The sequence below is a fragment of the Cryobacterium sp. MP_M3 genome (genome assembly GCF_015752155.1).
Lineage (GTDB): Bacteria > Actinomycetota > Actinomycetes > Actinomycetales > Microbacteriaceae > Cryobacterium.
In genome coordinates this window covers 117,885-139,763 of the sequence record NZ_JADOVI010000009.1, presented here as the reverse complement: position 1 = coordinate 139,763, position 21,879 = coordinate 117,885, and the positions used below count along the sequence as shown (strand labels likewise).

15 protein-coding genes and 1 riboswitch are annotated in these 21,879 nt (G+C 70.1%); of the genes, 2 read left to right on the top strand and 13 right to left on the bottom strand.

Annotation, left to right across the window (positions count from 1 at the left end; all coding sequences use genetic code 11):
* Positions 1-79: 79 nt before the first annotated feature.
* From IWX89_RS11885 to IWX89_RS11875, 3 genes are all read right to left on the bottom strand, one after another.
* On the bottom strand, positions 80-4,090 hold the full coding sequence (locus IWX89_RS11885) for an endonuclease/exonuclease/phosphatase family protein (RefSeq protein WP_196903766.1): 4,011 nt from the start codon (positions 4,088-4,090) through the stop codon (positions 80-82).
* A gap of 21 nt (positions 4,091-4,111) precedes the next feature.
* Positions 4,112-7,006, bottom strand: coding sequence for a hypothetical protein (locus IWX89_RS11880; protein WP_196903765.1), 2,895 nt, complete (start codon positions 7,004-7,006; stop codon positions 4,112-4,114).
* 144 nt (positions 7,007-7,150) lie between these two features.
* Positions 7,151-8,029 (bottom strand): hypothetical protein, encoded by an 879-nt coding sequence (locus IWX89_RS11875; RefSeq protein ID WP_196903764.1) that lies wholly within the window; start codon positions 8,027-8,029, stop codon positions 7,151-7,153.
* Between the two features lie 339 nt (positions 8,030-8,368).
* On the opposite strand from IWX89_RS11875, the gene IWX89_RS11870 reads away from it, so the two are divergent.
* A complete protein-coding gene (locus tag IWX89_RS11870) occupies positions 8,369-9,142 on the top strand; it encodes an ice-binding family protein (RefSeq protein ID WP_196903763.1) in 774 nt (257 codons plus the stop codon).
* Between the two features lie 88 nt (positions 9,143-9,230).
* On the opposite strand, the gene IWX89_RS11865 is transcribed toward IWX89_RS11870, so the two are convergent.
* From IWX89_RS11865 to IWX89_RS11835, 7 genes are read right to left on the bottom strand one after another with little or no spacing between them, the layout of a single operon-like run.
* Positions 9,231-10,184: a diguanylate cyclase gene (locus IWX89_RS11865; protein WP_196903762.1), complete on the bottom strand. Its 954-nt coding sequence runs from the start codon at positions 10,182-10,184 to the stop codon at positions 9,231-9,233.
* Positions 10,185-10,195: 11 nt separating this feature from the next.
* Positions 10,196-10,576 carry a chemotaxis protein CheW gene (locus IWX89_RS11860; RefSeq protein ID WP_166790799.1) on the bottom strand — a complete coding sequence of 127 codons (381 nt, stop codon included), beginning with the start codon at positions 10,574-10,576 and terminating at the stop codon, positions 10,196-10,198.
* Positions 10,573-11,808, bottom strand: coding sequence for a protein-glutamate O-methyltransferase CheR (locus IWX89_RS11855; protein WP_196903761.1), 1,236 nt, complete (start codon positions 11,806-11,808; stop codon positions 10,573-10,575). The genes IWX89_RS11860 and IWX89_RS11855 overlap by 4 nt, the downstream gene beginning before the upstream one ends.
* The gene (locus tag IWX89_RS11850; RefSeq protein ID WP_134508006.1) at positions 11,805-12,866 is read right to left on the bottom strand and encodes a chemotaxis protein CheB; all 1,062 of its coding nucleotides are present in this window, start codon (positions 12,864-12,866) and stop codon (positions 11,805-11,807) included. Before IWX89_RS11850 ends, IWX89_RS11855 begins: the two co-directional genes overlap by 4 nt.
* The gene (locus IWX89_RS11845; protein ID WP_196903760.1) at positions 12,863-14,968 is read right to left on the bottom strand and encodes a response regulator; all 2,106 of its coding nucleotides are present in this window, start codon (positions 14,966-14,968) and stop codon (positions 12,863-12,865) included. The genes IWX89_RS11850 and IWX89_RS11845 overlap by 4 nt, the downstream gene beginning before the upstream one ends.
* The gene (locus IWX89_RS11840; protein ID WP_196903759.1) at positions 14,965-15,456 is read right to left on the bottom strand and encodes a chemotaxis protein CheW; all 492 of its coding nucleotides are present in this window, start codon (positions 15,454-15,456) and stop codon (positions 14,965-14,967) included. Before IWX89_RS11840 ends, IWX89_RS11845 begins: the two co-directional genes overlap by 4 nt.
* Positions 15,453-17,240, bottom strand: a complete 1,788-nt coding sequence (locus tag IWX89_RS11835) for a methyl-accepting chemotaxis protein (protein WP_196903758.1) — start codon at positions 17,238-17,240, stop codon at positions 15,453-15,455. Before IWX89_RS11835 ends, IWX89_RS11840 begins: the two co-directional genes overlap by 4 nt.
* Before the next feature lie 440 nt (positions 17,241-17,680).
* Positions 17,681-17,754: riboswitch (cyclic di-GMP riboswitch) on the bottom strand.
* Between the two features lie 258 nt (positions 17,755-18,012).
* Between IWX89_RS11835 and IWX89_RS11830 the strand changes: the two genes are divergently transcribed.
* Positions 18,013-18,450, top strand: a complete 438-nt coding sequence (locus IWX89_RS11830; RefSeq protein WP_196903757.1) for a phosphohydrolase — start codon at positions 18,013-18,015, stop codon at positions 18,448-18,450.
* Between the two features lie 7 nt (positions 18,451-18,457).
* Here IWX89_RS11830 and IWX89_RS11825 read toward each other — a convergent pair whose 3' ends face one another.
* The 3 genes from IWX89_RS11825 to IWX89_RS11815 form a co-directional block, all read right to left on the bottom strand.
* Positions 18,458-18,976, bottom strand: a complete 519-nt coding sequence (locus IWX89_RS11825; RefSeq protein WP_196903756.1) for a GNAT family N-acetyltransferase — start codon at positions 18,974-18,976, stop codon at positions 18,458-18,460.
* Positions 18,977-18,993: 17 nt separating this feature from the next.
* The gene (locus IWX89_RS11820) at positions 18,994-20,799 is read right to left on the bottom strand and encodes a hypothetical protein (RefSeq protein WP_196903755.1); all 1,806 of its coding nucleotides are present in this window, start codon (positions 20,797-20,799) and stop codon (positions 18,994-18,996) included.
* 227 nt (positions 20,800-21,026) lie between these two features.
* Positions 21,027-21,836 (bottom strand): nuclease-related domain-containing protein, encoded by an 810-nt coding sequence (locus IWX89_RS11815; protein ID WP_196903754.1) that lies wholly within the window; start codon positions 21,834-21,836, stop codon positions 21,027-21,029.
* Positions 21,837-21,879 lie beyond the last annotated feature (43 nt).

Genomic DNA, 21,879 nt, shown 5'->3' with positions numbered 1-21,879 from the left:
AGGACCCCTTTCAGGCACCGTACTGCGCGGGCCGGGACGCGGCTAGGCCGGAGGTCCCGCCGGGCGAGGTCGCGAACGGTCAACCGCCGCGCCGGAGTTCCACCTCGACCACGTATTCGGAGCCGTCGCCGCGGAGAAGCGGAAAGGTGACGATGCACACCCCGGTGCCCAGCACCGCGAGCAGCTCCTGCCGGTCGAAAACCAGTCGGGTGCGGCCGAGCGAGTCATCGGCCGAGAGGTCGTCGGCCTCGATGCCGGACAGCCCCAGGCGCAGCTCGTCGCCGGGGTCGGGCAGGCGAAGCGGCTGGAGCTCGAAGACCTGCCTGGTGCCCGCGGAAACGTCTTCGAGCGTCGGGGTGCTCTGGCTGAGGAGCCGGCCGTTGCTCGTCCTGGCGGTCAGGGTGAACCTCACCTCGTCGTCGCCCGGACCGCTCGTGGTCTGCAGGCAGGTCACACTCAGCAGCGTGACCGCGAGCTCCGCGATGCCGCCGGCCTCGGGGAAGCCCTGCCGGGTGGTGTCGATCTCGGCCTGGATGCCGTAGTGGTCGGACATGTCCCGGCCGGGTTCCCACTGCACGGTCACGACCTCCGCGTTCGCCCGGTGCTGGCTGTAAAGCGCCCCCGGAAAGGCGAAGAGGTAGTCCAGCCGTTCGACCGTGGCGCCGAATCGCGCCGGGTCGTCGGCCGCGCGGCTCGGATGCCCGTCGTGGAACGAGGAGATCTCGCCGTCGTCGCTCTCGCTGGTGCCGGCGGGGCGAACCACACCCGCGACATCCGTGGTCGGGGCCAGGTCCACCGGATCGCCGAGCTCGCTCACCAGGTAGTCGTAGAGCTCGGGGTGCGCGAAGAGATCGACGTTGAAGTCGCCGAACAGGATGGCCGGGCCGATCACGTCCCGGCTGGCCCGGATGAAGGCCGCCAGGTGCCGGATCTGCCCGCGAACGGCCGCGCGCGCACCGGCGACGGTGCCGCCGATCGTCGGCGACGCCGCCTGAGTGTGGGTGAGGAACAGGTCCACCGTGCAGGGGTGCCCGATGGGTTCGATGCGCGCGTGCAACACGCCCTTGTTGCTCAGGCAGTCCTCGCCGGAGCACTGCCGGTAGACCGTGCCGCCGCCGGCCACGATGCGGTGCCGACTCAGCAGCAGCAGGCCGCCGCCCATCAACTCAAACTCCGTCAGGCCGAGGTCGACGGATGCCTCGTGCGGCCCTTCGGCGACGAACGGGTACAGGTCGCTCAGCTCGTGGGTGACCCGCTGCCGGTCGTCGGCCGACCACATCTCGCTGAGGCCCACCACGTCGGGGGCGCGATCCCGAAGGCGGCGGATCAGCGCGCCCAGGGCCGCGTCCCGGTCGATCCCCTTGTAGAGCGGCCCCGGAAGCAGCGCCATATTCTGCGCGTACACGGTGAGCGGAGTGTCGTGGACCAGCTCGGTCAGGACGCCTCCGACCGTGCGGGTGCCGCGCACCAGATCGTGCACGACGGAGCGATTGCCGTGCTGGATCGCGTACCGGTCCTGTTGCCAGCCGATCCTGGCGACCGGGCTCCGATGCCGGGGGAAGCCGTCGTCGACGACAGGGTCACCGCCGTAACGCGCCCCGTCGTCGTAGTGCAGCTCAAGCCGTTCGCCCAGGGGTACGTCGTAGCTGCAGCGGAGCTCCCCGCTCGAGTTCAGACCGGACATGTGCACCCGGGCCAGGCTCACCATCGCCATGAACCGTTCGAAACTGCCGAACTCGGCGGCGCAGCCGATCTGGGTGATGTACACGTTCGTGTCGCCGTCGACCCGGATCTCCGTGTCTTTCCACGGTCCGCTGTCGGCCCACGTGGTCTCCCTGGCCGAGAGCAGCGCCACGTAGCTCTCGCCGCTGCGCCCGAAGAACCAGCGGGCCGAGTCGTGGTTGCACCGGGCGGCCTCCGGCCCGACGACCTCGTCGAACTGGTTCTTCGGAAACCAGGCGTGGGTGCGCGGGCCGAACAGCAGATTCTGGATCGCCTGCGCCCGGTAGGCCGTGATCGCCGAGCCGCCCTGCTGCACGACCCGCGGCTGCACGGCATTCCCGGTCCACCAGTTCGGGCCGTCATGGCCGGCCGGCAGGAGTGTCTCGTCGATCTTGACCGCACCGAACAGCAGGGTCGCGGTCAGCCGGGTTCCGGCCGAGGGATAGCTGGTCCAGACCATGCCGCCGCCGGCCAGTGCCGCGATGCAGGGCAGACCCTGGAAGTTGATCTGGCCCCGCCGGAAATTCTGCACACTGCCCAGGGTCGCGCCGCCGGTGCGGTGGAAGTAGAGGTTGGCGCGGCTGAGCACCGATCCCTCGGTCAGCGCGGAGAAGGTGTCGGCGGCATCCACCTCGGTGAAGTCCGGGGCGGATCCTCCCGCGATCGCCCCGGCCGCGCCACCGATCACCGCACCGACCGGGCCGCCGACGGCGAAGCCGCCGATCGCCCCCGCGACTCCGCCGAGGATGCCGGCGCCGATGTCTTCGACCGTGTCGATGGCCTCCGCGATGGTCTTGATCATCGGCAGGATCGCCTTGAACGGCGGCGTCTGCAGGAGGCCGGCCTCTGTCGCCACCCGGCGGGAGGCGATGATCGTCTGTTTGGTCGCGTAGGCGGCCCGGCTCCACCAGAACTCCATGTCCTCGGCGGTGCTGGTTCCCACCGCGTAGGCGGCCGCCTCGTCGAAGTCGATGGACACCCGGCTGCGGGCGGTGAACCGGGACGGGCCGCGCCTGGCCAGGGCGACCAGTGCGTCCGGGGGCCGGTAGGCCGGGGAGGTGGCCAGGAACACGGCGGCGTTGCTGGACTGAACGAAGTGCCCCAGCTGGCCGAAGAGCAGTTCACCGGTGTCCCGGGTGCCCTGCTCCCAGACGCAGTTCTTGTTCTCGAAGTAGGCCCGGCCCGCCGAGCCGGCGAATGCGCCCGTCGGGGAGGCCACGGCCAGGTCGAAGACGAGCAGATCGAGCACCATGACCGCCCGGGTGCGAATCTCCGGGTCGACCGCGAAGTCGGCCAGGTTCAACAACGGCAGCAGGTCTTCCACATAGTAGCCGGGGGCGTTCCACTCGGCGAAGCCCAGCCGCAGGCGTTCGTTGAGCCAGCGCAGCACACGCACGGCTGCGGCCGTGCGGTGTTCGGCCCCGGTGCGGTCGCCCGGACGCGGCGGCCCGTCCGGCCCGTCCCTGCGATTGGCGCGCTGGGACACGAACGGGTCTCCCGGCCAGTATTGCCCGGCCAGGTATTCGGCGGTGGCGAAGAGCAGCCGGTGGTTCTCCGACCAGTAGGTCATGTCCTGGCCGTCCTCCATCTCCTCATGGCGATTGACCGAGTTGGCCAGCTCGGTCTTCTTCGTGCGGATCTCTTTGGCGCGACCGGAGAACTCATCGCAGCGGAACGGGTCATCGAACCAGTACTTGAAATTCGTGAACGAGGAATGAAGTGCGGATGCGACGCTCTCCGGGAAGTTCGGGTCGCGGCCCTGGCTGGCCGGGTCCCGCCAGAGCAGGGCGGCATCCTGCAGGTGCTCCGGGGTGTCGCCCAGCAGGTAGAGCAGACGCAGGATCTCGTTCGCGCCGAAGTCGGCGGTTTCCAGCAGGTACTCCATGTGCACAGATGGCACCTCGAGTTTCGCCCAGTATGCCTCGGGGGTCACCCCGGTGCGGTCCCAGCCGAAGAGTTCGTCCTGTCGTTCCGGCCGAGCCCGCACGAGCAGCGCCCTGGCCAGAGCCGTCTCCCGGTTGTCGGTGAGCAGCCAGTCCCGCTGCCGGGCGTCGCGCTGGGCTTCGGGCAGCGCATCGAGTTCGGCGGCGATCACCGCCAGGCCCGGGTCGAGCGCCTCCAGGCCGAGGTCGTGCACGGCGTCGCAGAGGGTGGCGTGGCCGGCGTCGTAGGGCGAGCGCACTTCTCCCGTCTTGCTGCCCTCCACCGGCACGGGGGCGCGCCGCTTCTCGGCCGCGTTCCACCGTTCGAAGCGGCGCCCCCTGACGAAGGACCGGGTGGCCAGGCACTCGAGGTAGCGCAGCCGGCGCTCGTCGAACGCGATCTGGGTGCCGCTGGCCCCGTGTGCCGGCGGATCGAAGGGTTGCATGGCTGCGAGGGTATGGGGGCGTCAGGATCCGGCGTCGGGCTTCTCGACCCAGTCGCCCGCGGTCAGGGTCCAGGTGGGCAGCCGGTCGTCGCGGCGGGCGCGCACGAGGTCGGAGGCGAGACGGAATTCCCACGGTGCGCCGACCGGCTTCTCCGAGTCCGGCGCCGCGCCCTGCGCGCGCAGCTCGGCGATCAGCGACACCCACAGAGGGCCGCCCACGTCGAGGAGTTCCGTGGTGCTCAGCGTCGTGCCCGTGTTGAGGAACCTTTCGAAGGCGATCTCGTAGCCCGGCCGGATCGGCAGCACCACGCGCGCGGCCCCCGCGCCGAGGAAGGCGGTGAACCTCGGGTCCGCCTCCCTGGTGAGCAGCTTGCTGACCCACGAGGACCTCGAACCCCAGAAGTAGGGGAAGAAGGCGCACTCGAGGTGATCCCACTCCACTGCCTGTTCGAAGAACCGGATGTAGGCCGAGAGCGCGAGGGTCGCGGTCGCATCCGGGTAGGGGAAACCGAGCCCGTCGAACCTGAGCGCGTTGAAGGTGCTGAAGTTCTGGCCGGTGAGCACCGCCAAAACAGTGCGTTGGAGTTCGGTGCGGATGAGCCGGTTCTTCGCCTCGGGAGTGAGGTCGCGCAGGGTGAGCCGCGCGGTCGCGTCCCGGTTCGCGACCCTCTCCTCGTAGTCCGCGAAGCGCTGCTGGTTGGCCGCGAGGATGAGGCCGTGGGCCTTCGTCTGCCAGGCCGCGATCGCGGCCTCAGTGGGTTCGCAGATGATTTCTATCGCCACGGCGAGCGTGCACAGGCCGGGGCTGACCCCGTCACCGTCGGCGATCAGGCCCACGGGCAGGCTTTCCACCTCGCCGTCGAGCCGACCGGTGAACACCTTTCCGCTCCAGTCTCCGTCGATCGCCACCCGCTTCGAGCCGATCACGACGCGGAGCCGGAATGCAGTCCACCCGCTTGCGAGGGCGACCAGGCGGTAGGTGGTGGCCTTGAAGCCCTTGGGCACCCGGGTGCTTCGGCTCTCCCCCAATTCGAGGTTGTTGGCGTTGAGCTCGCCGCTGAACGGATCCGCCGCCTTTCCGCCGAAATTCTCGGTGACGATGATCTGCGCCTGCGGCGGTGCCTCGACGCCGCTGGCGTGATGCCCGGTCGCATAGTAGGACCAGTTCTCCGGACCGAGCGTGTCGGCCGGAACAGTGAATCGGGCCGGCTTCGACGGGAGCACGCCCTCGCCGCGCGGCCGCGCCAGCGCCTCGCGGAACAGGGCGGCCGGCTCCGGCACGATCACGTCGTAGAGCAGTCGCGTGCCGTAGCTGAACACCTGCGCCTGGTAGATCTTGTCCAGCCATTGGTAGACGCCCAGGCGCGGGCCGGCCCCGGCCGCGTTGTCGATGAGGTGTTCCTGCGCCTGCTCGTTGCGGCGGAGCATCCGCTGCACCGCGGTATTGCGGGTACGATTCGTGGAACTTGACGACACGGCATCCGTCACCGTCCGGGAGAAGGTCTCCGGTCCGTCGCTCGTGAGCGGGCCGCGGCCGCTGCCGACCGCTTGCGCTGTGGTCTTGCCCGAACTCTGCTCGGCGGCGGTCTGGGCGAGCGAGCGCAGGTCGGTCTGCTCGGTCTCGGTGGTGTTCGTGGTTTCAGTCTCGTCGATCTGACTCACCGTGTGGGTGAGCTTCTCGCCGGGCAGAGCGTTCTCGAGGCTGGCGACCTCACCGCGCTCGTAGCGGCTGAGGTGGGTTCGCACGACGTGCAGGTCGGCGATGCCGAGCGGGGTGACCGCGGTGTGCGCGCCGGGGGCCGCGGTGGCGACGGGCTCCGTGGCCGCCGGGTCGTCGACCGGGTCGACCTTCCACTTTCCGATCAGCTCGGAGATGAGATGGTGGGTTCGGTCGTCGACCGTGCCCAGGTGGGTGCCGAGTTGGATCGACAGGGTGCGCAAATCCTGGCCGGCCGCGTCATGGCGGGCTCGCACGGCCAACTGCATGTCGCGCACGGCGGATGTCGCCGGGTCGAGTTCGAGACTGCGGAGTGCTTCCTGGGCGGGCGTCGACAGCAGCCGCACAGCGGTGTCGGAGAGCACCACGTTCGACCGGCTGGCCGCGCGGCGCAGCGGCGACGAGCCGAAGGCATCCTCGTCGGGGGTCGGCTTGGGCCGGTTGTGATCGTTCTCGCGCGGGGCAGCGGCTCGGGCGGAGCGGGTGCGATAGAGGTCTGCGAGCGGCCGCTGCTCACCGAGTTCGCTCAGCAGCAGTTCGTCTTCGTCGTGGCTGTCGAGGTCGGTGAGCGCCTGGCCGAGGCGTGCATGCTCGTCGCGGGCGGCCGCGAATCGGTGCAGCAGCTCGGTGACCGCCGCCTCCGGCGACGGTGTTTCGGCGGCCACGGGCGCCGTGTCTCGCAGCCGGATCAGGGTGTCCGGCAGCAGGAGGGGCGCCGCCAGGAGTGAGTCGATTCCGGCCACGGATGCGACGCCCGCCGACACCGCCTCGGCCAGCGCGTAGGCACGCACGAGCGTCACGGCCAGGGCCGCGCTGGGCCCGTCGGGTTCGAGCAGGTAGCCCGCGAGCACGCTGTCTTTGGCCTTTCCGGCGTCCTCGGCCCAGTCCGCCGCGGGGATCCCGCCGATGGCGGCGCGAACGGCGGACGTCACCTGGGCGAGGGTGCGCGCGTCGTCACCGGTGAGCTTCTCGACCAGAGAGACAAGTTCGGGCCCTCGATTCACCTGATCGGCCCTGACCACGAATCGCACGCCGTCCGCGAAGGCCCGTGCCGCTGCCACCGCGTCGGCCGCGGCCGTCGGTCCGTCGACCGCGTGGGCGAGCTCCTGCTGGAACGCGGTGCCATCGGCCAGCCGGGGCGCCGGCGGAGCGCCCTGCACCGGAGGTCGCAGGGCAACGAAGGTGAGGATACTGTCCATGACGCACTCCAACGACATCGGTGCTGCCCGAGCGCCTGACTCCTCCCGGGGGTGCACGATCGGTGGGGAACGGGCCTCAACTCTGGACTATTGTGCCCCGCCGCCGGTGCCGCGTCTAGGCACCTGCGCGGCCACGCCAGGCGATCACCGGGTCATGATCGAGGCCACCGAACCGATGACGCCCGGGATGGAGACGACCCCGAGCGCGAGCAGGGCGATCCGTCCGGCCCTGATCAGGGCATCGGAGGTCCACCAACGAGGCGCGGCCGGGATGAGCGCACAGCCGATCAGGGTCAGGATGGCAGCGGCGAGGAGCACCAGCCCGAGCGGAAAGTAGACGACGGCCGCCAGCAGCGGCGAGTAGGCAGGCCAGGTGCGTCGCGTCGGCGGGGGGAGGCGTCCGCTGTACCAGCCCGCGAACGCAGCCACCAGCATCCCGTGCAGGATCACGACGACAGAGAAGAGCAGGACCGCCAGCCAGCCCGGCCCGACGATGTCGAAATCGATGTTGTCGGCCCGGAGCGGGTCGAGGGTCGTCGCGAACAGGGCCAGCAGGATCAGACCGAAGATCACGCCCCCGAGCCGGCCGCGGGGAAGCCAGCGGTGGATCACGACGTAGAGGATCGCCGACAGGAATGCCCCCGGCAGGGCGCCGAAAACGAGGAACGCGAAGGTTCCGTTGACCGTGATGTCGCCGACGCGCGCCTGCGCCTCGGTGATCCTGCCCGCGGCCGGCTGCGAAGTCAGCGCGAGCACTCGCATGACGAGCCTCCCTCCGGCTCCGGCCATCAGCAGACCGGAGACAGTTCCGGTCACCGTGACCACGGTCGCCCACCAGGCGAAGCGACGGAGCCCCGTCGACACTCGTGCGCTGGGCACCGGGATTGGCGACACCGACGCCGCATGCTGCGCCGTGGGGTCGGATGCGCCGACTGCCGGCGAGCGCAGATCGATCCCGCCCCAGACCGCCACCGCCACGACCCCGGCCAGGGCCAACACGCCGCAGACAACCAACACGATCATGACCCACATTGTTCTCCCGATTCCGCCGGCCGGCCAGCCCTCGGCGCCCGGCGGCCGGCGGGGACACGCCCGGCCCGAGGAATTCATCAGATTAATACCTCTGATCCTTGGGCAGCGCAAAAACCACCCCTAGTCTGGGGGTTAGACAGATTCGATTCGTTGGAATCGGTCCCGTGGGGCGTACGAAGTCGTACGTGGTGGACGCCTGTGTGCGTGGGACCTGGGGCCCTCCGGGGACGGTACCGACGTTAGAAACCCGGTGTGCAGCATCGGGGACCGCACCACGGTGGCCCTGCCCGAACCCGCAGAGTGCGGGTTCGTCGAAAGGAAACCACCGTCATGAAGTTCCAGAATCTCTCCACCACCCGCAAGGCCCAGCTCGGACTGGTGCTGGCCGTCGCCGTCGCCGGTGCCGGCAGCGCCGCCATCGGCGGCTCCGCCTCGGCCACCGGCCTCCCCCAGGCTCCGGTCGAACTCGGCACCGCCGGCACGTTCGCCATCCTCTCGCAGACCGGCGTGACGGATGTCTACGCCTCGGCCGTCAACGGAAACGTCGGTGCCAGCCCGATCACCGGCGCGGCCATCCTCCTCACCTGCCCGGAAGTGCAGACCGGAACCATCTTCTCGGTCGACGCCGCCGGACCGCCGTGCGAGGTCACCGCCCCGTCCTTCCTCACCACGGTCGTCGGCGACATGGGGATCGCCTACGGTGATGCGGCCGGGCGCGTCAACCCCGACTTCGTCGACCTGGGCGCCGGCGAGATCGGCGGGCTCACCCTCCTGCCTGGCCTCTACAAGTGGAACACCGACGTGACCATCTCCACCGACGTCACCCTCTCCGGCGGACCGGACGACGTGTTCATCTTCCAGATCTCCGGCAACCTCGATGAGGCGTCCGCGAAGAACGTCACCCTCGCCGGCGGCGTGCAGGCGAAGAACGTGTTCTGGCAGACCGCCGGCTCCACCTCGATCGGCACCACGGCGCACTTCGAGGGCACCATCCTCGGCAAGACGCTGATCGCGATGAAGACGGGGGCAACGATCAACGGGCGGCTGCTCTCGCAGACCGCGGTCACCCTGCAGAGCAACACGGTCACCGAACCGGCGTACTAGCGCACCTGCGCCCGGGGCCGAGCGCGGCGGCATCTCGCCGCGTGCGGCCCCGGGTAGCCGGCGCCGCACCGCGAAACGCGAGCCGGGATCAGGGGGCGAGGGACGCCACGGCAACGTCGGCCGCGATCCGGTTGCGACCGTCGCCCTTCGCCGTATAGAGCAGGGCGTCCGCCCGGCCGACCAGCTCGGCCGCGTTTCCCAGCGGGCCCACGGCACAGCCGCCGCTCACGGTGACCGGGATCAGGGCGCCGCCCGCGTTCATCGGGGTCGCCGTGACGGCGAGCCGGATGCGCTCGGCGAGGGCGAACGCCCCCGCGAGATCGGTGCGCGGGAGCACGACCAGGAATTCCTCCCCTCCCCAGCGACCGGCGACATCCCCCTCGCGCAGTTCCGCCCGGAGACGACTGGCGAATTCGGTGAGCACCACGTCGCCGGCCGGGTGCCCATAGCCGTCGTTGACACGCTTGAAGTGATCGATGTCGAGCAGGAGCACGCTGAGCGGGTCCTGATGACGCATGGAATCGGCGTGGTAGTGCGCGAGCACGAACTCGAGGTGGCGCCGGTTGCTCAGCCCGGTGAGGGCATCCGTACGGCTGAGCAGGTCGAGCTCGGCGTTGCGCTGGCGGAGCTGGTCCTGCAGCTTCTTGACGTGCGCGGCCGCGGCGACGCGCGCCACAAGTTCGGCCGGTTCGAACGGCTTCTTGAGATAGTCGTGGGCGCCGCCGCGGAGACCGCGAAGCACATTGTCCATATCGGTCAGCGTGGTCAGGAAGACGACGGGCAGGTCCATCAACATCGGGTCGGCCTTGAGCACCTCGAGCACCTCGTAGCCGTCGAGTCCGGGCATCTCGATGTCGAGGAGGATCACATCGGGCGGGGTCTGGCGGCAGTGGGCGATTGCGGCCCGGCCGTCGACGGCCTCGACCACGTGGTAGCCGGCCGCCTCGAGGTGGGAGCGCACGACGGCGCGAATGACGAGCGAGTCGTCTGTGATCAGCACGGTGGTGGCGCCCGGCGCTGCTGTCACGGTCGCGGCGGTCACGGCCGGGCTGATCACAGGCGGGCCGCCAGGGCCTCGGGGTCGGCGACGAGGATGAGCTCGCCACCCGAGTCGACCAGACCGCAGATGAATGCCAGGCCCTGACCGGTCGGGGCGGGCCGGACCTCGTCGTCGGCGAACTCGCGCAGCCCGGAGACGGAGTCGACGAGCAGGCCGAAGGATGCCCCGCGCGACTCGATCACGATCACGTGGCTGCCGCCTGCGCCGAGGGCGGAGAGCACGGTCAGGGGCGGGCCGCCGGGAAGCACCCCGGCGATGTCGGGTCCGGATCCGGGCACGGGGACCAGCCCGTCCGCCGTGCGCACCGCCCGCGTCGCCTCGACCGGGAGGCAATATGACGTCCCGTCTGATCGGAAACACACCATGGTCGTCATCGGGTTGGCTCCTGCTGTTTGGCGTCGAGAAGTTTGTGGAGTTCGGCGATCGAATAGCCGTCGATCGCGTGCTCGACCTCGGCCGGGTCTGCCAGGTCCAGGGCCCGGCGGGCCGCGCTGAACGCGCGGTGCGCGGCGGCAGGATCGGCGGCGGCCTCGAGAGCGAGCCCGAGGTGGAGGTGGGCCAGGCTGTCCTGCGGCGCCAGGTACGCCCATTTGCGGAAGAGGACGACCGCGGCGGCGTTGTGACCGGCATCCAGCTCGGTCTGACCGCTGCGAGCCAGGCCGGCGATCATGGCAGCCTCGTCGCGGTTTGTCGGGGCGGGAGCGACCCGCCGGGGCCCGGGCGGCGCCACGGGCGGCGGCACCGCCGGCGAGCGCGGTGCCGGCGGGGGGATACCGGGACCGGCCAGCGGGCGATACGCGTAGGTGTCGCCGAAACGCACGGTCTCGTAGCGGTCACCGATTGCCCAGATCGTCTCGGACGAGCCGAGGAACAACCAGGCGGCCGGCATCGCCTGGGCCACCCGGTCGAGGAAGATCCGGGCATGTTCGGGCGAGAAGTAGATCAGCACGTTGCGACAGAAGACAATCTGGCAGGACCGCACCCGGGAGGGCACCGGATCGATCAGGTTGTGGTGCATCGTGCTCACCCGGTTGCGCAGTGCCTGCGTGACCTCCCAGCCGTCGCCGACGGCGCTCAGGTGGCGGTCCACGCGCGCTGTGGTCAGGCCGCTTACCTCCCTGGTCGAGTATCGGGCGGCATCCGTGCGGGCGAGAGCCGAGGTGGAGATGTCGGTGGCGATGATCGAGCCGGTGATGCGCTGCTCCTCGAGCAGCATGGCCAGGCTGTACGCCTCCTGGCCGTTGGCGCAGCCGGCGCTCCAGATCGACAGCGGCCGGCGCGTGGCGGGCAGGATCTCCCGCTCCAACAGGGCGAAGTGCTCCGGATGGCGGAAGAAGGCGGTCTCCTGCACCGTGATGCGGTTGAGCAGGCTCTGCCGCAGCGCGGAACCAGCCGTCAGCGCGCGCAGGTACGATTCGGCGTCCGTGCCGTTGTCGGCGATTTCGTCACGGATGCACCGGCGCATCCGGGCGCGCAGGGTCGGCTCGGCGCGCAAACCGACCGCCGACCGCAGCAGCTCGGCCACCCGGTCGACGACGGCGTCGGTCACGAGCGTCGAGGTATCCGTGCCGGCGGACCCGATGCCCGCGAGTCCCTGGCCGTTCATGCCGTCCCCCGTGCCGCGCAGCGCAGGATCGCGGCCGCCAGCAGGTCGACCGACAGCAGGTCGCTGACCGCGCCGAGGCGATAGGCCGCGCGCGGCATCCCGAAGACTGCGCAGGACTCCTCGTCCTGGCCCAGGGTCTGACCGTTGGCGCGGTGCATCTCCAGCAGCCCCGCTGCGCCATCGTCGCCCATCCCGGTGAGGATCACGCCGACCCCGGCCGAACCGGCGTTTCGGGCGACGGACTGGAAGAGTTCGTTCGCGGACGGCTGGTGGATGGTGACCGGCGTCGACGCGAGTACGAGGCGAAGACCGGCGCCCAGTCGCAGGTGCCGCCCGCCCGGGGCCAGGTAGACCCGCCCGGGGCGGGCGACCTGGTCGTGGACGGCTATCTCGACCGGCAACGCGGAGACCCGGGTCATCCAGTCGAAGAGCCCGCCGGTGAAGTCCGGATGCAGGTGCTGCACCACGAGCACCGGGGCGGCCAGCCCGCCGAGCCCGGCCAGCACCGTGGCGAGCGCCTTCGGACCGCCCGTCGATGCGGCCAGGGCCACAACGGCCTGACGGGTACGGCCGGACGGGGTGGTCGGCACGGCCCCGGGCGGTCTGGCCAGCACGCCCCGGGGGTGGCGGATGGTCTGCACACGGCTGAGTTGGCGCACTGTGCGCCGTAGCCCGGCCTCCAGGTCGGGAGTCCACCGCACGGGAGCCGGCAGCACGTCGAGGGCCCCGGCCACGAGCGCGTCGACCGCGCCCGGCGATTGCCGGTTCTCGATCTGGGTGGAGAGCACGAGGATCGGCGTCGGCGTGTGCGCCATGACCTGCTCGATCAGGGACTGGCCGCTTCCGTCGGTCGTGGAGAGACCGAGGAGGATGACGTCGGGATGTTCGCGGGCGACCCGGCCGATGGCGGCCGGACCGGTTGCGACCTGGCCGAGGCTGACGATGTCGCCGTCGCTCTGCAGCGTCCGGGCGAGGCGGGCGCGGTCGGTGGGCAGGTCGTCGATGATCAGCACCCGGATCGATTTTCCGGAGCGTGGCGCGGCTGCCGGCCCGATCATCGGCGCGCCCCGATCAGTCGGTTCACGGCGAGGAGCAGGCTTCCCTCGTCAAAGCCGCTCTTGAGGATGAAGCCGTCGGCGCCGGCCTCCAGCCCCCGCTGCCGGTCGGCCTCGCTCGAGCGCGAGCTCAGGATCAACACCGGAATGTTGGTCAGGTCCGGGGCCGCGCGCACCGCCTCGGTCAGCGCGAAGCCATCCATCAACGGCATCTCGATGTCGGTGAGGATCAGCTCACTGGGCCCCTCGGAGAGCTTCGCCAGCGCGTCCAGACCGTCCACGGCGACGCGCACCTCGAAGCCGGCACGCTCCAGGATGCTCCGCTGCAGCTCCCGGATGGTCAGCGCGTCATCGACGACGAGGATGCGCTGCGCCGCGCCGGGCGACCCGGCCGGAATCAGCCCGGTACTCGCTCCGTCGGACCCGGCGTTCGACCACTCGGCGGTCGCCGCGGCATGCCGCGCGTTCGACGGCTCCGCGGCGGGAGGGCCGGCAGCAGCCAGGACACGGGCGGCCTGCCGCGCGCGCTGGATCAGCCCGGGCGGGTCGAGCACAAGCAGGATCGAGCCGTCGGGCTCGACGCTGGCCCCGGCGACCGCGGGCAGGTGCGGCAGGAGGGTGCTGAGCCCCTTGATCACCACGTCCCGCTGGCCGACCAGCCGGTCGACCTGGAAGCCGTGCCGCCGGGCGGTGTCGGCCAGCACCACGATCGGGCCGTCCGTGGAGCCGCCGCAGATGCCGAGGGTGCCCGCGAGGGCCGACACCGGAACCGGCTGGTCCTCCACCCAGATCACCGTTCGTCCTTCGGCGCTGGTCGGACCCGATTCGTCGAAACGTTGGGAGAGCACGACCCGGTGGAACGGCAGGGCGAAGCGCTGGCCGCCGGCTTCGACCAGCAGGCAGCGGAGCACGGCCAGGGTGATCGGCACGATGACGCGGAACTCGGTACCCCGGCCCGGTTCCGAGCGCACCTCGACCCGACCATGGGCGGCCTCCACCGTGCTGCGCACGACGTCGAGGCCGACGCCACGCCCGGACAGGTCGGTGACGAAGGTCGTCGTCGACAACCCCGCCCGGAAGATCAGTTGCAGGACGTCTTCCTCGCTCAGTCGTGACGTGTCAACACCCTGCCCCTCGGCCTGCGCCCTGACCCGCAGGGTGTCGATCCCGTTTCCGTCGTCGGTGATCGCCACGATCACTTCGGAGCCGAGTTGCATGGCGTGCAGGCGGATGGTGCCACCCACCGGCTTGCCTGCCGCGGCGCGCACCGCGTCGGGTTCGATCCCGTGGTCGACGGCATTTCGCACCAGGTGCAGCAGGGAGTCGGAGAGCGCAACGAGCATGCCACGGTCCAGCTCGGTGTCCGCCCCGCGCACCTCCCAGCGAATGGTCTTGCCCTGTGCCCGGGCCAGGTCGCGCACGGCACGCTGGAGTTTGTCGGTGATGGTGGCCAGCGGCACCATCCGGGTGCGCATGGCGCGTTCCTGCAGTTCGTTGAGCGTTCGCGACAGTTCGTTGAATTCCGAGTTGAGGGTCGGGTCGACGCCGAATCGCTCCATCAGCATGCTGCCCATCCGAAGGTGGGCGGATGCCGACTCCCCGATCAGGCGCACGAGCTCGTCGAGCCGGTCCATCGGCACCATCACCACGCCGCCCGGCTCGGCTGCAGATGCGGTTTCGACGCCGGTCGGCGCCCGCGGGGACGCAGCGACGACCGTCACCGGCGTTGCACTCTCGTCGATGACCATGACCGCGACGACCGGCTCCTCGCCGGGCACGTCGGCCGCTTCGCCGGCGATGGCGCTGCCGAGCCGGTCAGCCCCGGCAAGCAGGGTGTCGATGATCGCCGGAGTGACCGCCACGATGCCGGAGCGGATCCCCACGACGAGTTCCTCAAGCTCGTGGGCCAGCTGGCTCACGTCGTCCAGGCCGGCGACGGCCGCGGATCCCTTCAGGGTGTGCAGCTCGCGGAAGATGGACCGGATCAGGGTCTCGTCGCCGCCCTGCTGTTCGAGCTGGAGCAGCAGCCGGTCCAGTTCGGCCAGCCGAACGCCGGCCTCCTGGCCGAACAGCATTCGAATCTGGTCGATGTCCAGGATGCTCATCCGGTTGACCCGGACCTGACGATTGCGCTCACGGGTTCGATCGCTCCGACGGTCGGCGGCCCTGATACCGGGCTCTTGCCGGTGTGCGGCGGACGATCCCGGGCCAGGAGAAGATCGGGGTCGAGCCGCACGACGACGCGCCCTTTCACCCGGTAGCTGCCCGCCGTACCGGGCAGGTCGGACGGACCGACGGGGTCATCAAGGCCGACCCGACGGGGGAAGGCGGTCGCGGCGAGAGCGATCAGGCCCTGCCTGGACAGCAGCACGACCGCGAACATCGGCGCTTGCCCAGCGGGCAGGCCGAGCAGCGCGGCGGTGTCGAGCAGCGGAACGATTTGCCCGCGCAGGTTGAACAGGCCGAGCACGTGCGGCGGCGCGGTGACCAGCCGGGTGAGCGGCGGTGCGGCGACCACCTGGCTCACCCTGTCGATCGACACGGCGAACAGGTCCTCCCCCACGGGGACCAGAACCGCGTGCGCTTCCGTCATTGCTCTCCGTTGCCTGTATCGGAGGTCTTTTCCAGCGTGTGGGCCAGGTCCGCGAGGTCGCCGGCCGAGGCCGCGATCTGCCGGGCCGTGATCGAGATCTGCCGGCTGGCGTCGGCGAGTTGTTCCATGGTTTCCACGACCTGAGCGGTGGCGCTGCGCTGCTGCTGAGTGGTCAGGCTCACCTGCCCGTTGGCGTCCGTCACCGCTTCGAGCTGGAGCAGGCCCTGCTGCATCTGCTTCGCGCCCTTTTCCATCGCCATCACAGTGGCGTTGGTCTCGCGCTGCACGGCGGTGACGATCGCGGCGATGTCGCCGGCGCTGGACTTGGATCGTTCGGCCAGACGACGCACCTCGTCGGCGACGACCGCGAATCCTCGACCGTGCTCACCGGCCCTGGCCGCCTCGATCGCCGCGTTCAGGGCGAGCAGGTTGGTCTGGTCCGCGATGTCGTTGATCAGCACCAGGAGCGACTCGATGTCGTTGACCCGGCTGGCCAGGGCCAGGGTGCGCTCGCTCGAGACGAGGATGTCCGCCTCGGCCTGTTCGAGATTGCGCCGGGTCTCGGCCGTCTGGCGAGCGACATCGTCAACGGTGTCGGCGATCGCCACCGACGACCGCGCCAACTCCTCGGTGGTGGCGGTGGCCTGGGTGACCGCGGCGCTCTGCTGGGTGGTGATCGCGGCGAGCTCGTCGGAGGATGCCGACAGCTCGGTTGCCGCAGAATTCACCTCGACCCCGGCTCCCTCCAGCCGGGCGATGAGCCCCTGGCTGGTGTTGAGCATCGCGTTGAGCGAGTCGGCGAGCAGGACCATCTCGGTTGGTCCGGCGGGTACCGCGCGCGCCAGCAGGTCGCCGCGGGTCACCCGTCGGGCGACGGCGGTCAGCTTGCGCACCGGCCGGGTGGCGCTCCAGGCCATCACGCCAGAGGCCAGGATGGCGAAGAGCACGCCGATGGTCGCGAGCAGGATGGACCGCTGCACCTGAGTCTCCACCGGGGCGAGCACGACATCGGCTTGCTGCTCCACAATGAGCACCCAGTCCAGGCCCTCAACGACGTCAAAGCCGCTGATGACGTCGACCCCGTTGGATTGAGTGAACTCCGCGGTGCCCGCCTTGCCTGTGCCGGCCGCCTGCGCAGTGGGCCCATTGTCGACAATGGTCGTGAGCATCCCCCCGGCCAGCAGGGCTGACTGCTCGGTGGCATTCCCCATGGTTTCCGTGCTGTAGATCAGGCGATGGAGCGAGTCGACCGCGATGACAGCGTCACCCTTGCTCAGCTCAGGGTTGAGCAACCCGCTCAGTGCGGTCGGATCAAGGTTGGCGACGATGACGGCGCGCACCGAACCGTCGTCGGCCAGCAGCGGCTGCGCGATGACCCAGTGCAGCCGGTCGCCCTGGAGAGTCAGCGGGGTGAAGACCGACTCGCCGGCAACGGCTGAGCGAAACCAGTCCTGGCCGGTGGGGTCGAGGGTGACGCCGGGCCGGCTGGTGGAGAGCACGGCGCCGGAGACATCCGTGATCTCGATCACCGTATAACTGCCGGAGGCCTCGTCGATCTTGGCCAGGCGGGTTGCGAGGACCGGGCTGTCGAGCTGGTCACCGGCCGAGACAGCCAGAACCGACACGTCGACCTTGCGTTCGGCAATCCAGTCTTCCAGGCGCAGCGTGACAGCCCTGGCCAGGGTGACACCCTTGCCTTTCGCCGCCACGGTCAGGCTCGCCGCTGAGTCCGTGGTGAGCACAACCGTCGAAATGATGACCAGCGGCACGGAGACTGCGAGCATTGCGGCCGCCAGCTGCACTCCCAGGCGACGCGGTAGCTTCCGAAGGCGGCCGAATGGTTTCCTGGCCATGGTTTACTACCGGTCTTTCTAGTGCTGAGTGTGTGTCAAACGGCATATGCGAACGTGCATGGCGACGTGATTCGCCCGGCCGCGACCCTGCCGTGCGGTGAATGCGAGGGGGGACCGAACCCGAATCGGTCCCCCATCGCAATTCCGCGTCAGGGCGGCCACCCGAAGGTCGACCTGACTTCCCTCAGTCCGTCGTCTGCTTACCCAAGTCGACGACGGATTGATGGAGTTTGTGGGGTGACGGCCGCCGTCGCAACGGGGCTGTCGACTGCGGGCACAGTCAGGGTGGCATCAGGCTGCGTCAGACCATCGGACTTGACGCGGGCGTCGGTCTCCAGGAGTGGAAAGCTCATCTGCTTCGGCCCTATTCATTCGGTAGGCCGGCTGACCCGAAGGTCCCGTGCCTTTGCGACCCCGTTTCTCAACGGGTGTGCCCTTGCGAAAGACGTATGAACCGTCTCGCCGGTGGTCGGATGACCACCTGGTTCGAACCTAGCAGCCCGGGGCCGGATCCGACCCCGACGACGTCACGGAATGTACCCCCAGTGCGGGGTGCACGAAAGGGGTTGTTTTGCCGGTTTTCTCACGGAGACTTCCCCCGTTCACGGGGGCGCGCTACCGTGTGCCGAGCAGGCGCCCATTGGACTCCAGGTTCGGCCGGCCGTGCACTCACTCTCGATCGCACTACCCCAGGGGGATCATCATGCCAGGCACAGCAGTCGCACCGTTCGTCGCCACCGCCCGGTCCATCGCCACGGCCGCTCACCGCGGCCAGGTCGACAAGCTGGGTGCCGCCTACATCGATCACCCCCGCCGGGTCGCCGAACGTCTCGTCGACCCGCTGGGGCAGGCGACCGCCTGGCTGCACGACGTGCTCGAGGACACGGATGTCTCCCCCAGCGACCTGCTGGCCGCCGGCATCCCCGGCGGCGTCGTCGCCGCGGTCGAACTGCTCACCCGAACGGATGCCGTGAGCGACGCCGACTATTACGCCGGCATCCGCGCCAACCCGATCGCCCTCGCCGTGAAGCGCGCCGATATCGCCGACAATCTCGAGCCGTGGAGGGTGGCGCAACTGGACGTCAGCGTGCGGGAGCACCTGGCCGCGAAGTATGGGAAGGCTTTGGCAGTGCTCGAGTGACGCCCGGTCAGCGGTCGGCGAACTCCCCGACCGAGGCGGCCAGGAGCGCCACCACGACGGTGTCGTTCTTGGTGGACTGCCGGCCGATCTGGGCGAAACCGAGGCGGGAATGGAACGCCAGCGAACCCGGGTTCGGGGGTTCGATGTTGACCTCGCAGAACACGACGACGGCCGCCGATGCCTCGGCCGAGTCGAAGATCGATCGGTACAGCACCTCGCCCAGCCCCTGGCCGCGGGCCCCCTCGGCCACCACGATGCGGTCCACGTAGAGGAACTCCCGGGACCGCTCCGCGAACCAACGGTAGTTCTCGCTGGCGTAGTCGGCGTCCGCGGCGAAGACGATGGCGAAGCCGAGCACCTGATCGGGCGCGGCATCCGTGGTGACCACCACGGCGACGGCGCACTCGGCCAGCAGCGCGGCGAGGCTCGCCTCGTCGAGGGCGTTCACCGCCGGGACGGCGGCGTTGTTCAGCCGCAGAACCTGGGCGGCATCGTGCGGGAGCAGCGGGCGAAGCGAATGGGGCATGCTGACGACGATACGGCCTAAGCCTCCATGTCGTCGTGCGTGACGATGCGGATCAGTTCGATCCCGCCGTCGGGCTTCTGCCAGAAGTGCATCCGGCGGGCGGCCGGCGTGTTCTGCTCGATGGAGACGCGCATGCACCGGGCGCCGTCCCAGCGCAGCAGGTGCGGGTCGGCCGCGCCGGCGCCCTGGCGCAGCGCGTGCAGGTGCCGCCCGGTGAGGGTCTTCACCCGCCCGGTCAGCACGTCGACGGATGCCTTGAACGCCTTGGCCAGCTGGCCGTCGTCGAGCCCGGACAGCGAGTCCGCGAAGCGGTCGCTGAGCACGTAGCTGTGCGGGAGCGGCCATTCCTCCCGGTCGGATTCGGGTACCCGGTCGACCCAGGCAAGCAGGATCTCGTGGCGCACCCAGCCGGAGGCGTCCTCCCACTGTGCGCGGCGGGTTTCGTATTCGCTGGAGGCCGGAGGCGCGGCGACGGTGCGGCGGGACTCCCGCAGCATCCGTTTCTGGGTGCGTTGCTCGTCGCGCAGTTCGGCGACGGTGTGGCGGAGCGTTCCGAGTTCGACGAGGGCGTCGCGCAGCTGCAGCTGCGCCGAACGTGCCTGCTCGCGCAACTTGGCCAGGTCGGAGTCGGTCGCGCCGGCCTCGACGAGCTGGGCCTCGAGGCGGGTGATGCGCGCCTTCGCCTCGGCGAGGGAGAGCTGGGTTGACTGCAGGGCGGAGTGCGGATGGACGGGCGGGGCCGGCATCGGCGCGACGCGGAACGGGATCGCCGGTGCGGTCGGGTGGCGAACCGCGTGGCTGCGGCCCGGGCCGGGAGACGGGCGCGGCGGGCGAAACGACTCGTCGAGGTGGGCCATCGCCGCGAGGGCCACGAGCTCGGCCTGGGAGGTCTCGGCCAGTTCGGAGGCCGCCTGCGCCCGTGCGTACTCAACCGGGCTCTGCGCCGAGGCAGGCTCGAGTACGGGCTCGTCGGCGTGCTCGTCGTCCTCCACGACCGGCAGCAGCGGACGGTTCTCGCGCAGCCACGGCGGACCGTTGCGCACGGCGGAGAGCGGCGGTAGCACGGGCTCGTCGTCGTCGACGTCGCTCAGGCACAGGTGCAGGGCACCGCTGGGCAGGTGGATGACCCGCGCGGCCACCACGTCGCCCTCGGAGAGGAGTGCGTCGACCTTGTCCAGCGGGTTCGGGGAGATGTCGGCGCGGGTGATGGTGAAGGAGAGGTGCGGGTGCAGGGCGAGCACGGCGCGTTGCGCGCTGACCTTCTGCACGAGGGCGAGGGTGATGCTGCCGTTCGGGAAACGCTGGGCGATCGCCGCGTTCGTCGGCGGCTTGACCTCCACGTTGAGCCGGTGGGTGGGCGCGTCGAGGGCACCCTGCACGCGCTGGCCGGGCACGAGGGTCCAGTCCAGCGGCACGGGAGGGTAGGTGAGTTCCTGCCACACGGTGGCCATCCCGCCGTCGTCGAGTTCGACGAGGGCGCGGGAGCCGCCGAGCAGGAAGCCCTTGACGGTGCCGGTGACGGTGATGACGGATGCCGGGGCGAGCGCGAAGAGGCCGGCCTGGTGGGCGTGGGCGAGGGCATCCGTCACCAGCTGGTCGGTGGCGTGCTGCGGGTCGCCGTGGGTGAACCGGAGGCGGGAACGGGACAGGTCGGCGAACGCGTCCGGGCCGATCGGGTAGGAGCGGCCGGCGCTGCCGTAGACCTGGAACTGCGGCGGCAACAAGTCGCCGAGTTGCCGGGTGAGCTCGCCGGTCTCGATCAGGAAGACCTTGGCCACGTCGCCGATCTGGGTCGACAGCTGGTCGATCCCGATTTCGGGCACGCTCGTGCCGAACGGTGACGAAACGACGACCCACGGCCGATCCCGGGCGCAATCGTGCAGTCCGATCGCCAATTTCTGTACCGCGGTGCTTGATTCCACACGGGTGTACACCACTGGCTCCCCTCCCGGCCTTCGTGACGGACCGTATGTCGAGGGTACGCCCGGCGGCTGGGAGAATTGCCCCAGCCGTTAATATTCGCGGTGTAGGCGGTGCATTCTGCTCAGTCTCAGCCGCCGAACAGGGTGCCGATCAACCCGGCGAACACGACGATCAGACCGGCGGACACGGCGCCGCCCAGGGCGAGCTCGAGCGGGCAGAGCACCCGGCGTTGCAGCCGGGCCGCGCGCACCTCCGCCTCGAGTGCGGTGAAGCGTTCCATCAGCCCGGCGCCGCCGTCGACGGGCAGCCCCTCCCACATCTCCGGGTTGTCGAGCACCTCGATGATCCCGAGGCGCGCGGCCGGCCCCAGGACGACCGGAAGTCCGGTCAGCCACTCGACCAGGTGACGGGCGTCGACGACTTTCACATCGTCGGGGAGGCTCCGGTAGCGCAGCGAGCGCGGGTTGACGAACACGACCGCCGGGTGCACGGGGTCGGCCAGCGGGCGCCGTCCCTGAAGCAGGAGTGTGATGCGCTCGGCCTCGAACCGGGCATGCCGGATGTAAGGCACGGAGCGTTCCCCGACGAGCACCGTGCGCCGCTCCACCGACACGTGCTGGCCGCGGTGCTGCTTGGTGTTGATGGTGACGACCCCGCCCGGGCCGACCAGCACGTGGTCGATGTCCCAGCCGTGGCCGCCGATCGGCAGGGCGTGGAACACAGCCCACTCCGGCGGCAGCGTGGCCAGCTGTGCGCCGACCTCGATCTCGCCCTCGGCGCCGTCGTACCAGCCCACGCTGGCGGCGGCGAGCGGCGTGCGGCCGAGGAATCGGTCCAGCCTGCCGCGCGGCGGCTTGGTCTCCTGCTCGCGGAGGAGCTTCTCGATAATGAACTGTGCGGCGAAACGCTGCCGCATGCTGGTCCTGCTTACTGCCATCGCGGTATTCCCCCAGCGGCCAATATTACAGAGCCATCCGGCA